We start from the raw sequence: 13,339 nt of genomic DNA on the forward strand, positions 1-13,339 counted from the left end.
AACTCTCTGCGCTTCATGTTAAGATTTAATGTCGTTTTTCTTTTATAAATTTTGCACTTGAGGTTTGTTATGAGCGCTTGTTCTCACGAACACCACCATGCTTTACATGATGTGCATGGTCATCACAACGTTGAGACGCGTTTGGCTGAAGCAGAAGTCTTGTGTGCAGCAACTGGTGCGCGCCTAACCCCCTTAAGAAAAGAAGTTTTGGCACTGATCCTAAATGCGACAGGCCCAATGGGTGCGTATGACTTGTTGGCTAAAATTAAAAGTAATGCCGACCGACCTGCTGCCCCACCGACGGTGTACCGCACCTTAGACTTTTTATTAGAAAAAGGCCTCATTCACCGACTCACCTCGATTAATGCCTATATTCCGTGTTGCCATCCCCGTGAAGGCCATCAAGCAGCCTTTCTCATTTGCACTGATTGCAAATCAGTGACCGAGGCCTCTGCACAAGGATTATTACAACAACTCGATGCACTTTCCGCAGCCGATGGTTTTACGGCACAACATAGCATTATCGAAATTTCAGGAATTTGTCAGCAGTGTCGCCACAAATAAGCCTCGATCCTGTTCTGGTCGAACTCTCCCAAATTAGTGTTCGTATCGATGAACGCGACATTTTAAAGCATGTCGATTTTGTCTTACATGAACGGGAAATTGTGACCCTGATTGGGCCAAATGGTGCAGGGAAATCCACGCTCATTAAAGTGCTGTTGGGTATTGTGCACCCTAATGCTGGCGAAATTAAAACAACAAAGCCACTCAAGTTTTCTTATGTACCACAAAAATTTAATCCCTCACATAGCCTACCGCTTAGGGTGAAAGACCTATTGGCTTTGGAAAAATGTGATCCTGTAATTAAGCAAGAAATTATCCACGATACTGGGATCAGCAAACTTGAAAATTCCAAAGTACAGCAGCTTTCAGGTGGGGAACGACAACGCGTTTTACTGGCTCGTGCACTGTTACGTCAACCCGATATTTTGGTTCTCGATGAACCGATGCAGGGCTTAGACATTCAGTCTGAGGCTGAGCTGTACGACTATGTGCGCAGTTTACCCGCCAAATATGGTTGTGCTGTGCTCATGGTTTCACATGATTTGCAGTGGGTCATGCAAGGAACTCATCGTGTGGTGTGTTTGAATAAACACATTTGTTGTAGTGGCCTGCCTGAAAGTGTGCAACAACACCCTGAGTATCAAGCCATTTTTGGTACTAACCGCGTGTTCTATCAACATCATCATGATCACTGCGCACATGGTGATAGTGCAACGCTTTGTCAGCATGACGCTCGCCCACACATTCACCCTGAACCGGAAGCTTAAGTCATGATGGAATGGTTACAACTGCTGTTGCCTGCATGGATTATGGGCACGCTTCTGGTCTTTTTGACTGCACCACTGGGCTGTTTGATGCTATGGCGTCGCATGTCATTCTTTGCCGACACCATGGCACATGGCACGTTACTGGGTGTCGCGATTGCAGGAGCAATGGCGTTGCCCCTGTGGATGGGTGTGGCTTTTATTGCGGGCTTGTTGGTGGCGATCCTTTGGGTTTTGCATGATCCACGGTTACCGAATGACGCATTACTCGCACTCTGTTCTGCGACCTTGCTCTGCTCGGGTCTGATGTTTATTCAACATATTCCAAGCTTAAGACCTGAGCTACTCAGCTATTTATTTGGTGATTTGCTCACGATCACATGGGCAGACCTGCCCGTTTTTGCCACAGTTATTGTTGTTGCATTGGCAGTGCTTTATAAAAGTTGGCAAGCTCAAATTCAAATCGCGATCGATCCTGATATGGCCGTCAGTGAAGGTGTCAGTGCGAAATGGCAACGTTTGATTTTTATGTTGCTACTGGCTTTATTTACCATTTTAGCGCTTCGTGCAGTAGGTTCTTTACTGATGGGTGCCTTGCTTGTCATTCCAGCACTTACCGCTCGACTGCTTGCCCACTCTCCAAAACAAATGGTGATTTGGGCCTTTGTGATTGCGCAAATTGGGGTGACGGTTGGTTTATGGTCCAGTGCAGGGCTAAATACTTCTACAGGACTCAGCATTGTCTTAACCATGTCGATTTTGTTTGCGTTGATTTTTATCGCGCAGAAGTTTAAAAAACTGACATAACTAAATGAGCCATAAACGTTATTTTATCAGCGCATGTCTACTCGGACAAAAAGTCCGTTATGACGGCAAAGACTGCTTAGTCACTCAGTTAGTTGAAGCCTTGCTCGATAAAAATTATGTCAGCTTATGTCCTGAAGTCAGTGCAGGACTTCCAACCCCGCGTCCCCCAGCAGAAATTCGCCACGGGTCAGGTGCTGATGTTTTATTAGGCCACGCACAGGTTTTTTCCTCAGATGGTCAGCAGATTAGCGATGTCTTTATTCAAGGTGCCTACAAAGCTTTAACATTAGCGCAAGCCAATCACGTTACCCATGCCGTGCTCAAAGCCAATAGCCCATCCTGTGGCAGTGATGGCATCTATGATGGCTCATTTACTGGGCAAAAAATTGTAGGGGAAGGAATCACTGCCGCCCTATTTCGTCAGCACGGTATACATGTGGTTACCGAACAACAGTTTTTAGTAGAATTGACGCAGACTAAACTTACTGATGAACCAAACTAAGCAGTCCCGCCGCACAACTGAACAATACTGCGAAAGTACGATTGAGATATTTTTGCTGTCGCGGTGATGTTAAGAGTTTTAAAACTTTCGCTGCCAATCCCGTATATCCTGCCATCACAATCAAATCAATCGTAACCATCGTGACGGCCATCACCGCATACTGACTCCACTGCGGTTTAGACAAATCCAAAAATTGCGGTAAAACTGCCAATAAAAATACGATTGCTTTGGGATTGCTCATATTGACCAAAAAGCCATACATCACCAATTTGGAACGCGATTTAGTCGGTTGTTCTTGTTGAATTTCAATCGATTGGATGGTTGCCATCCATTGTAAATAAGCCAAATACAACAAATAAGCCACACCAAACCACTTCACGGCCCAAAATGCCCAAGGCGTTGTGGCAAAGAGCACCCCTACCCCAGCCGCCACAATACCGATTTGTACCAACAAGGCGAGTTGTAAACCCAGCGCATTCCAATAACCATGCCGAAAACCGTAGTTGAGGCCACTTGACATTGACGCAATGGCCCCTGCCCCTGGAGAAATACTAATGATCCAACATGCGAGTACAAAGCCCAGCCAAATTTGAAATGACATAGTGGTATTGAGAAAAAAATGACCTTTAGATTATATGATCTTTCATGCTTTTAGGGTTTATTATTCATCAATGAATTTATCACTTAAGGCTATGAAGCTGAAACGGCATAAGGCACAATAAGTACAGCCAATAGAAATAACAATTTTTTTAGGAGCCATGAATGACCGCCCAATCTGTAATTCTACCATTACCTTCAGATCATGCCCGTTTTATTGTTTTACGTTTAAAAGATTTAAGTATTGATGAACTTAAAGAAAAATTAGAAGATTTATTTTCCACCCGTGATCGCCTTATTACACAACATCCACATGCGCAGATTAAAACAGCTGTTGCTTTTGGTCCTGAACTTTGGGCACAACTTCACCCTACTGCGCCTGCAGGGTTTAAACAGCTAGAGCCCATTTATGGCTCTTTCAATATGCCTGTTTCACCTGCGGATGTTTTAATTCATATTGCGTCTCAGCGTACCGATATTTGTTTTGCCCTTAGCCAGTCGTTCTTTGAAGGCATCCAAGATAAAGTTGATGTTTTAGATGAACGAGTCTGTTTCCGCAATTTTGATGGTCGAGATTTGACTGGTTTTATTGATGGTACTGAAAACCCGCAGTTCCCCGATGATCGTGCTGCAACGACTTTATTAAGTGAAGATGCAGGAGTATTCGCAGATGGCTCTTTTATCTTTGCACAGCGCTATTGTCATGATTTGGAAAAGTGGAAAAAATTAAAAGTTGATGCTCAAGAGCAAGTCTTTGGAAGGACAAAACTTGAAAGTATTGAACTAGATGATGACGTTAAGCCTGAAAATTCTCACGTTGCACGTGTCGTGGTTGAAGATGATGAAGGCGAAGAAATGGAAATCCTACGTCACTCGCTTCCTTATGGCGATGGTAAAGGTGAGCAAGGTTTATTTTTTATTGCCTATACGAAAGATTTAAACATTATTGATGCGATGTTACTGCGTATGTTCGGCACCAGTGGTGATGGAATTCATGACCGTATGCTTCATTTTGTGACTCCTGTTGACGGTGCTTATTATTTTGCGCCGAGCGAAGAGTTGTTGGAAGCAGTGTTGGAAGGGTGAGTTTAAATTAGGAGTAACTATCATTTTTAGTTACTCCTAATTTAATCAATTAACAACAAACTCTCCATTATTATTCAGAGTAATTTTCAACAACTTCCCATTCTTTGTATAAAAGATTTCATAGTTTTCATTAATTGTTATATTGTTGGAAGCATCTATAGTGATTTTTTTAAATAGTCCCAATGCATTTACTGAGGTAAGATTAATTACAGCGCGACCAGAGTCAGAAGACGATGGAGATGCTATTAAGATCACACCATTTTTTGATTCAGGAAAGATAACTGAACTACCATAATTTTCATCAAGTTCGTTATAAACTTTCAATAAAGCAGAAACATCAATTAAATTTACTTTATCACAACCAGTCTTACTATTTTTCAAAATACAGTTGATGTGATCATCACTATTATAAGGTAATAAAGTTACAGAAAATCCATCATCATTTTTTTTATTAATTGCTTTTAAAACTCTACCATTATCTCTTCCAATTTCATTTAACCTGTTTATGTATTCCCCCCTATAACACTCTTCCTTTACCAATCCAACACCCTCCCCTAGAGTATAAGATTTTTTACTCTCACATCTATTCTCAATACCTTTTTTCCATAGGGTAAAATCTTTTCTTTCATTGTTTTTTAATTTCTTCAACTCTTTTTCAAGAAGAAAATTTTCTTTTCTAATACATTGAAATTTTTCCTCAACATTATTTGAATTGCAGCCATTTGTGCTAGTTTTTGCACATGCCACATTCAGAAAACCTAATCCTATAAAAAAAATTAAATAAAAAAAATTAAAATTAAACATGGTATTAAATTCCTTTAAAATTATCTGGAAGTCTTAATTTAAATGGTTTTGGAATACTATCTTTTAATTCAGAAACTGTACCATGTGCATGAATTGCTTTTCCATGACCAAAAATTAGACCATCTCTAACAGCTTTATCATGAAAAACATTGACCCATGCTTTTCGATTATATTCATCAGAATAATATTTATTTGCATAATTCAAATGCCCCCCCACAATGGATGGGCGACCATTTGCTCTTTCAATCAAATAACTATTCACGAAATTTTTTATCCTTGAGCTAACAGCAGACATTGGCATATTTTGAACAGAACCATATGGCTCTAAACTTTTAGGTCCTGTTATTTTAGAGAACTGACGATGTGCATTGACAACATTTCTCACAGTACCTCCCCATACACCAGATTTCGTCCTATTTAATATAGTATCTACAACTCCAGCAGCTTGTTGTTTAAAATTATTTTCATTTTTAAATTTAATTACTTCAGTCTCCGTTACCTTCATAATATCAATAATATCTTGATTCGATAAAATCAACTCACTTTCTAAAATATTAGATTTAGGAGCTTCATTTTTAAAGATAATACCAGAACAACTGAGTAAAGATTGCTTATTTATTTCTTTTAGTAGAACAGAGAATAATTCTCCATTTAGATCTTTAACTGTTTTTTTAAAATAAATTTCATTTCTAGCAACCATTGAAAATTTTGTCACATCGTAATGTACCCATGTACTTGCTCCCGAAGAACCATCATTAAACTTTTCTGGCTCCATATAAATTTTATCATCTTGTCTTTGTTCTGAAGCATTCATCTTAGCTACTAATATTCTTTTACGTATTTTATTCATATCTTGAGGAGCTGTAGTTCTAACTCCATTTTTATTAAAATGTATATCTAAAGCTAGTCCCATATGGTTAACACTAGTTCTTTTCTTTTGTTTATTACTCTCGATACACCTATACCCGGACTCTATATATGCTACTTCGATATTTTCAGATTTAAAATCATTTTTTAGATAAAAACTTAATGCCTTCAACACCCATATTAAAGACCTATGTAAACCTGGATACTCATTTGCAGTATTTAATCCTGATTTCACCCCTCTAATATTATTACCATACCCTAAACACTCACCACACGGACAAGAAGCCTTCGCCATAAAACTTGCTATTGGATACTCATAGTAAAACTTATCCAAAGCGGATAAAACACTTCCACAAATTTTTCCAGTTTCAATCACCCCCATATAATCTCTCTGAAATTGCCTAATACAAGCAGCTGTTAAGTTAGTAAACTCATCTGTGGGTAATGCACCACCAAACCCAGCTAAACGAATATTAATTTCTCTAATTAATTCACTTTTACCTGATGAAATACATTGAGGATTGGTTTTACATAAATTTTCAGTATTCGTTTTGGGTGTTCCACTCTCTTGGCTACGGTCTTCAACTGTCGGGATTTTAGAGCCTAAATTGACAGTTTCATTGAGTATATTCTTACCCTCTTCATAAAGCTCATTCACCTTATTTAAGATTTCATTACCTAAATTTCCTGAAAAAAGCCCATCACCTTGCTTTTTTTGCGGGCTCGCCTGAGAAGGCTTTTTTGCTTTTTGCCTCTGAGATATTTTTGATGTTGTACTAGGGGACGATTGATTTTTTGGTTGTGTGGCTGATTTTGCTTTTTGTTGATGCACATGATTTCCTGCAGCTGGAATATTTACTTCCAACTTAATCACTTGACCAATATAAATCTTATTTGGATCATCTATCTTATTTAGGCGTTCTAATGCACGAACTGTCGTATTATTTTTCTGAGCGATATCAAATAAAGTTTCTCCTTTTTTCACAACATGTGTTTTTCTTTTATATTCTCCATTACTTCCCTGATTAGTAAATGTCGTTAAGTTTAAAAGAACTTTAGGGCTCGTAATCTTTACAATCATCCTATCTCTCGACATAACAAAGCTTTGGACTTTTAGCATTAAACCATCAAACATACTTTTGACATGAACATCTAATGCTGTACCTTTATCTCGGCTAATTTCAACAATGCACCCTTTAGAATTTGTTGCACCAGCTGCAATAACCTGTCCAGTCCTTTGGTTCGTCACTTTATATTGAACTTTAGGAATTGGGCTTCCAAATAAATCTAAAATTTGTATAGTAACCAATGATTTTTTATTCATTTCTAATCCTTATTATTTTCATTATGATTTATTTCTAAATTCTCACCATTTACATTTTTATCAATACTAAAATCATCTTCATCAAAACTTTCGACTCGTAAACCCCATTCACCATCAGACCCAACAAGTACTTGGACTTTTGTTGGGTCTGATGTGTTAATTTTTCCTGTACGGCCATGTTCATCTATTACCCCTGCAATAAATGCATTTGTCTCAGGAATAAAAGCTTTGTAACTGAGCTGATTAAAATCACTTGCCCAAAATAAATTATAAATATCTAGCCGATTGCTAAAAGTAGAAGAGCAAGGTAATTCAGGAACCTCATAAGATACTTTTGCACCACCCACAAAACTATGCTGACCCGCCTTACTTTCAAACTTTCCACCTGTTGTCGTAAAAATCCCATCCCCATTAATTTTGAGCTGTGAACCACCAGCAGTCAGTACAATTTCTTTCGGACTGGTTATTTCTATTTTATCTTCTGTTGAAATTAGCTTAATCACCTTACGCGCAATCGCCTCTATCGCATCATCTTGTGCCTGTAATTCGACTTTTCCTTTTGCTGCAAATGCTTTTAGCCCTTTTTGTGCAGCAAATAAGCTCACTTTATCCTGCGCATGCGCAATAATATTCTTCTGGGCACTTAAGTTAATGGACCCCTGTGCGCTTTCAGCAATGTCTTGAGAAGCTTGTAAAACAATATCTTCAGGCGTCGTTAAAGCAATACCATTGGGGGAAGCCAGCAGCATTAAAGCCTGACGAAAGATCTTCGCTTGAGCTTGATTCTGAGTATCCTGCGTTTGCTCTGCCTCTTGAGCATATGTCTCCATAAAACCTTGCATGGAGCCCAATGCCTGCATGGGATTAACATCCAATTTGCTGCCTTTATTAAAGCTTCCGCAAGCACTGGTCAGGTCAAAGTCTCTCATATCAACATTCGCAATCACTTTACCAACATCTTTTAAAGCGCCGAGTGGATCCGCATTCAATTTGTCTTTCACGCCTTGCAACTGACTTTTTAAAGCATCTGTACCATGTTCTTCGAGGTTATCAATAAAGGCTTTTAAATTTTCTATTGAAGCCTCTGCATCCTGAAAATAATCTTTAAATTCATTGATCAAATTGTCTGTGTCTTGACCAAATTTTTGAATATCCTCAATAAAACCACCACACGTTTTTAATGCCGAAATCGGATCCTGACTGACTGCAGTTTTAAATAAACCAACAGTTGCTTGGAGGGCTTGATTGGCCCCTTTTAGCTCTACAGACTGAATCAATTTAGGCAGACGATTGATCACATTCAGTGCATCAGTCTGTTGTTTAACAGCCAAAGTACTCAGCATGTGCATACTGTCATGACCTTGCTGCAAGATGGACTGGGCTTCGGATGCAGCCAAATGATCTGCGACCGCTTGATCCTGTGCATAGGTACTAATCAAGAGGCCTTTGCCTGCACGCATGGCTCCCCATTGATCCGTTCTTAGCTCAAACCCCTCACCACGCCCATCACTGTTCTCAGTTTCTTTTGGATGACTGAGGTTACCGAGATTGAGCTGACTCGCTCCATGACTGCTGTGTAGCTGCACACTAATTTGCCCTGTCGTATCATCAAAACGCAGTTGGTTAAAGCCTTGCCCTGCAACCTCTTGTGAACGAATCCCGCTGAGTTTTTTCGTCGCAGGCAATGTCCCTTTCACATCAAACATGGTTTGGTGGCGCTCGGCCTCATGAATGCGTCCTACTACAAAGGGTCGATCGACATCCCCCTCAAAGAAGTCGATGACCACAATTTCTCCAACACGCGGATGAAAACGTGCGCCATACCCCTCACCCGCCCATGGGGTCAATACATCGACCCAAGCCGAGTCCGTGTCATTGTCATTTGCACCCGCCCCACCATCATGAGCATGGTCATCACTACGTGTAAACATAAAGCGAACTTTAATCCGTCCCCATGCATCCACATAAATTTCTTCCCCTTCAGGCCCGACAACTTTGGCACGTAAAGGATAGGCTGCTGGACGGTGTATCCACGCTTGATATTCAGGAACAATTTTGACCTCACGGCGTACGACAAAGAGTTCATTGGCTTGCCGTTCCTCATTCAGACCTTGCCAGCGACTTCCTTTTAATAACAGATTGATTTGCTGTAATAACTCTTTGGGTAAATTATTTTGGTTATAAAAAACTTTGCCTAAAATGAGAAATTCACGCTCTGCGGACACATGCTGTTCTATTTCAGGATGATCCACCATTTCAAACCAATAGCCCACTTGCGCATCTCGAACGCTACTTTTTGCTGTGAAATATTTGGCCTGAAGCTCATGATATTGGTTCAGTTGTTGGTTGAGACGATCTAGTTGACTGCTATTAGCAGACGTGGCCTGATCCTCACCTTGTAGATCAGCCGTCCATGCTGGACTGACACACCAGACTTGTTCCAGACCCAAACTTTCATTGTCTTGTTGATCACTATGCTGATGTGCACTCAATACAGCCTGACTCTGATCTTGAGCTAAATGTTGCGCTTGCCAACGCTGCGTCTGTACCGTGGTGGATTGTAAGTGACGTTCAGCAATAAAACTGGTGATGCTATCAAAAGGCTCAGTGGCATGGCTGCGGTGGAAACGAATCTTTCGGCGGCCCAGTGCTGTAAAAGCTTGATTATCATCCATCAAACGAAGTTGCTGTGCCTGAATCGGTTCCGACGAACTGAGCACCGTCGGAGCTTGTTCATCGATCAACCAATTAATCCCTTCACTCCGCCATAGTCGAGTGAGAAACTCAGCGTCGGTTTCATTAGACTGCATGACAAAGGGTCGTACATCATAATCACGGCTCAAACCGTCTAAGTTCAGACTTAAGCTGGCTGCAAATAACGTACTGTGACTTTGCCATTCGCTAAACAGAGTTTCAGTGATTTCACGAACACTTTTACTCATAAACACGCGACTGTTTCTGCGCTTATGCCACAGTGCTGTTGCATCTTCAACGGTAAGTTTATAAACAGTTAGCGCACCATCACTTTGCCCCTGACTGGCACTGGTAATCACCCCCGTCAGACGAGAAAGCTGCCCCACATCCGTGACCTGATCAACCGCGACACGCCCACCAATAAACTGTTTTAAAGGCAGATAAGCATTGGTCGATAGACATAGAATTTCAGCTTTTAAGCCTTGATTGATTCTGTGCTCGCCCTCAATGCGCTGAATAAACACCTGTGTGTTCAAAGCCGAATTGGAAAAATGAATATGCAAAGCACGTTTTTGTGAGCCGAATCCAAAGGATTCCAGCATTTTATAAATAGAATTGAACATGATCATTGTTAAGTTATTGGTTTTTATACTTGTGCGCGGAGTGTACAAAATGTCTTTTTTTTAATCTAGTAAAATAATGTTAATGAAGCCGTAGCTCTCAAAAAACAAAAAGGAGCATCATGCTCCTTTTTGTTTGATCTCATTTTAAGCTTTAGAAGGCAACACGTTTATAGTGACGATACTCTGGCTTCCAGAAGTTTTTCTCAATCGCGTGTTGCAATTGCTCATCACTAATAATCGGGGCTACACCTGCATCCATTGCTGCTTTAGCCACTTTAAAGGCTATCAGCTTAGAGACTTTCTGAATTTCATCAATCTCAGGCAATAAATCTGCTGTAGGGTTGGTCAACATCGGTGAGCAATCTGCCAAAGCATTACTCGATGCAATCAACATCGAATCGGTCACACGGGTTGCATTAGCGGCAATCACGCCTAACCCAATGCCCGGGAAGATATATGAGTTATTGCACTGCGAAATATTATAAATTTTGCCTTGATAATTGACAGGGGCAAAAGGACTGCCTGTCGCAATCAAAGCTTTGCCATCCGTCCAGTGAATAATATCTGCTGGTACTGCTTCGACACGCGAAGTTGGGTTAGACAGTGGCAATACAATCGGACGATCACAGTTCGAAGCCAAAGTGCGAATTACTTCTTCAGTGAATAAGCCTGGCTGACCCGATACCCCAATCAACACGGTAGGTTTGGCATTTTTCACAACATCGAGCAGTGAAATCACTTCTTCAGCATTGCCCCATTGCGCTATCACATTTGGCTTTTGCGCCAATTTACGTTGGAAATCGAGTAGATTCGGCTGATTTTCAGTGATTAAACCAAAACGATCGACCATATACACGCGTGCACGCGCTTCGGCATCAGTTAAACCTTCAACTTTCATCTGTGCAACAATTTGCTCAGCAATCCCACAGCCTGCTGAACCCGCACCTAAGAAGGCAACGGTTTGATCTTTGAGCTGTTTACCTGCCGCACGTGATGCAGCAATCAAACTGCCCACAGAAACGGCTGCGGTACCTTGAATATCATCATTAAAACAACAGATTTCATCACGGTACTTATTCAATAACGGCATGGCATTATTTTGCGCAAAATCTTCAAATTGAATTAAGGCTTTCGGCCAACGACGCTTGATCGCAGCAATCACTTCATCAACAAAAGCATAGTACTCATCACCACTGATGCGCGGTTGATTCCAACCCATATAAATCGGGTCATTGAGTAACTGCTGATTATTGGTACCGACATCGAGGGTAATTGGTAACGTATAAGCTGGGCTAATACCCCCACACGCGGTATATAGCGACAATTTTCCAATCGGAATACCCATTCCGCCAATGCCTTGGTCACCCAAGCCTAAAATACGCTCGCCGTCGGTAATCACAATAACTTTGACATTTTTCTTATTGATGTTATGCAAGATGTCATCAATATGCGCACGGTCTGGATAGGAAATAAATGTGCCACGATGGCGGCGATAAATATCCGAGAAACGCTGACAGGCCTCACCCACCGTTGGGGTATAGATGATCGGCATCATCTCACTTAAATGGTTTTCAATGAGGTGATAGAACAAGGTTTCGTTGGTGTCTTGAATGTTACGCAAATAAATGTGCTTATTGATCGCATCATTAAAAGCACAGTACTGTTGATAAGAACGCTGACTTTGTTCTTCAATGCTTTCTTCAACATGCGGAATTAAACCATGCAAGTTGAAGCGAGTGCGCTCTTCTTCCGTAAATGCGGATCCTTTATTTAACAGCGGCAACTCAAGTAAGGTATTGCCCGCATAAGGGATGTATAAGGGTTGTTTTGTCTTTAAATATTCTGTCGTCATTACCTATCTCGTTATACATAGATTTAGATGAACCTATGGGGAGAATCTATGCATCTAATTCGGCTACTAGCTTAGCGCCATTTGCGCATCTTTTGATATTTATAAGCGTGATGCAATTATCAAAGCGATTTAGTCTGAAAATAAAAATCAAGTTTGTGGCAGTCTTTCAGCCAAATAGCGCATGGATAAAATTTGAACTTGAATAAAGCTCAAGCTAAGCTAGCTCTTTTATTTCTTCTTTATATGAAAAATGATCATCAAAAAACTGATGTTGTTAAGCCTTACATGTCTTTGCCTCACACAAATTACAGCATGCCAATCCATTTCTACAACGCAAAATACGCTGAGTGATAAAATTACAGGGGTATTTAGTCATAAAGAAAAATTACCTGAAATCGATCCCAAAGGCATTGTCGATATCAGTAAAGCCACCATCGAGCAATATGAGCAACTCAGTGCAAATTTACCCTTGAACCAATGGGTCTATTTGGAGAATGAAAAACAAGGGATTTATCAGCTACAAAACAAATCGACCGAAGGCTTTGTGCTCTCACTGCGTCTGAATTGTAAAATCAGCAGTCATCCGCCTACGTTTGAGCTTCAAGATGCGCAAGGCAAACGTATCTTATACGGCTATGCTAAAGAAGCAGGACAGATTCAGTTTTTACTCGACAACAAAAACTACGGCAATCCCTTTGATCCATTTCAACGCCAAACCCTGAGTCGTTTTCAACAACAGCTTGCCAGTGCCCAAGTGATTAAGCTCTTTCACGCAGGCAAACTGTATCGTTTTCAAAACCAAAATGCGGAACTCCTGAGCAAACCTGTTTCATGCCGTGAAAATAGCTAAAATGG

At 40.6% G+C, this 13,339-nt stretch carries 11 protein-coding genes; 6 read left to right on the plus strand and 5 right to left on the minus strand.

Features of this window, described 5'->3' with window-relative positions; all coding sequences use genetic code 11:
* The first annotated feature begins 69 nt into the window (after window positions 1-69).
* Genes JZ787_RS14165 through JZ787_RS14180 form a run of 4 tightly spaced genes read left to right on the plus strand, consistent with a single transcriptional unit; the run spans window position 70 to window position 2,637 of the window.
* Window positions 70-564: a transcriptional repressor gene (locus JZ787_RS14165; protein WP_058868677.1), complete on the plus strand. Its 495-nt coding sequence runs from the start codon at window positions 70-72 to the stop codon at window positions 562-564.
* Window positions 549-1,331, plus strand: a complete 783-nt coding sequence (gene znuC / locus JZ787_RS14170) for a zinc ABC transporter ATP-binding protein ZnuC (protein WP_346312646.1) — start codon at window positions 549-551, stop codon at window positions 1,329-1,331. The genes JZ787_RS14165 and znuC overlap by 16 nt, the downstream gene beginning before the upstream one ends.
* A gap of 3 nt (window positions 1,332-1,334) precedes the next feature.
* Window positions 1,335-2,135: a zinc ABC transporter permease subunit ZnuB gene (gene znuB, locus JZ787_RS14175; RefSeq protein WP_004984031.1), complete on the plus strand. Its 801-nt coding sequence runs from the start codon at window positions 1,335-1,337 to the stop codon at window positions 2,133-2,135.
* Window positions 2,136-2,139: 4 nt separating this feature from the next.
* Window positions 2,140-2,637: a DUF523 domain-containing protein gene (locus JZ787_RS14180; RefSeq protein WP_346312647.1), complete on the plus strand. Its 498-nt coding sequence runs from the start codon at window positions 2,140-2,142 to the stop codon at window positions 2,635-2,637.
* On the opposite strand, the gene JZ787_RS14185 is transcribed toward JZ787_RS14180, so the two are convergent.
* Complete coding sequence (locus JZ787_RS14185; protein ID WP_346312648.1) at window positions 2,618-3,238, minus strand: LysE family transporter; 621 nt, start codon at window positions 3,236-3,238, stop codon at window positions 2,618-2,620. The two genes, JZ787_RS14180 and JZ787_RS14185, sit on opposite strands and share 20 nt — an antisense overlap.
* Before the next feature lie 161 nt (window positions 3,239-3,399).
* On the opposite strand from JZ787_RS14185, the gene JZ787_RS14190 reads away from it, so the two are divergent.
* Window positions 3,400-4,320 (plus strand): Dyp-type peroxidase, encoded by a 921-nt coding sequence (locus tag JZ787_RS14190; protein WP_346312649.1) that lies wholly within the window; start codon window positions 3,400-3,402, stop codon window positions 4,318-4,320.
* A 45-nt stretch (window positions 4,321-4,365) separates the two neighbouring features.
* On the opposite strand, the gene JZ787_RS14195 is transcribed toward JZ787_RS14190, so the two are convergent.
* The 4 genes from JZ787_RS14195 to JZ787_RS14210 form a co-directional block, all read right to left on the minus strand.
* Complete coding sequence (locus JZ787_RS14195; protein WP_078389781.1) at window positions 4,366-5,124, minus strand: hypothetical protein; 759 nt, start codon at window positions 5,122-5,124, stop codon at window positions 4,366-4,368.
* A gap of 4 nt (window positions 5,125-5,128) precedes the next feature.
* Entirely contained in the window at window positions 5,129-7,315 is a 2,187-nt protein-coding gene (locus tag JZ787_RS14200; RefSeq protein ID WP_125281506.1) for a LysM peptidoglycan-binding domain-containing protein, read from the minus strand.
* 2 nt (window positions 7,316-7,317) lie between these two features.
* Window positions 7,318-10,632, minus strand: a complete 3,315-nt coding sequence (locus JZ787_RS14205; RefSeq protein ID WP_346312650.1) for a type VI secretion system Vgr family protein — start codon at window positions 10,630-10,632, stop codon at window positions 7,318-7,320.
* A 151-nt stretch (window positions 10,633-10,783) separates the two neighbouring features.
* The gene (locus JZ787_RS14210) at window positions 10,784-12,484 is read right to left on the minus strand and encodes an NAD-dependent malic enzyme (protein ID WP_279679140.1); all 1,701 of its coding nucleotides are present in this window, start codon (window positions 12,482-12,484) and stop codon (window positions 10,784-10,786) included.
* Window positions 12,485-12,734: 250 nt separating this feature from the next.
* Between JZ787_RS14210 and JZ787_RS14215 the strand changes: the two genes are divergently transcribed.
* Window positions 12,735-13,334 carry a hypothetical protein gene (locus JZ787_RS14215; protein WP_346312651.1) on the plus strand — a complete coding sequence of 200 codons (600 nt, stop codon included), beginning with the start codon at window positions 12,735-12,737 and terminating at the stop codon, window positions 13,332-13,334.
* Window positions 13,335-13,339 lie beyond the last annotated feature (5 nt).

The organism is Acinetobacter sp. BWR-L5, from assembly GCF_039655985.1.
Lineage (GTDB): Bacteria > Pseudomonadota > Gammaproteobacteria > Pseudomonadales > Moraxellaceae > Acinetobacter > Acinetobacter johnsonii.

What these genes read in the sequence shown, in the direction of transcription:
- JZ787_RS14215 (WP_346312651.1), top strand. Translation starts at nt 12,735, where the DNA reads ATGATCATCAAAAAACTGATGTTGTTAAGCCTTACATGTCTTTGCCTC.
- JZ787_RS14200 (WP_125281506.1), bottom strand. Translation starts at nt 7,315, where the DNA reads ATGAATAAAAAATCATTGGTTACTATACAAATTTTAGATTTATTTGGA.
- JZ787_RS14210 (WP_279679140.1), bottom strand. Translation starts at nt 12,484, where the DNA reads ATGACGACAGAATATTTAAAGACAAAACAACCCTTATACATCCCTTAT.
- JZ787_RS14185 (WP_346312648.1), bottom strand. Translation starts at nt 3,238, where the DNA reads ATGTCATTTCAAATTTGGCTGGGCTTTGTACTCGCATGTTGGATCATT.
- JZ787_RS14195 (WP_078389781.1), bottom strand. Translation starts at nt 5,124, where the DNA reads ATGTTTAATTTTAATTTTTTTTATTTAATTTTTTTTATAGGATTAGGT.
- JZ787_RS14165 (WP_058868677.1), top strand. Translation starts at nt 70, where the DNA reads ATGAGCGCTTGTTCTCACGAACACCACCATGCTTTACATGATGTGCAT.
- JZ787_RS14180 (WP_346312647.1), top strand. Translation starts at nt 2,140, where the DNA reads ATGAGCCATAAACGTTATTTTATCAGCGCATGTCTACTCGGACAAAAA.
- JZ787_RS14205 (WP_346312650.1), bottom strand. Translation starts at nt 10,632, where the DNA reads ATGTTCAATTCTATTTATAAAATGCTGGAATCCTTTGGATTCGGCTCA.
- znuB (WP_004984031.1), top strand. Translation starts at nt 1,335, where the DNA reads ATGATGGAATGGTTACAACTGCTGTTGCCTGCATGGATTATGGGCACG.
- JZ787_RS14190 (WP_346312649.1), top strand. Translation starts at nt 3,400, where the DNA reads ATGACCGCCCAATCTGTAATTCTACCATTACCTTCAGATCATGCCCGT.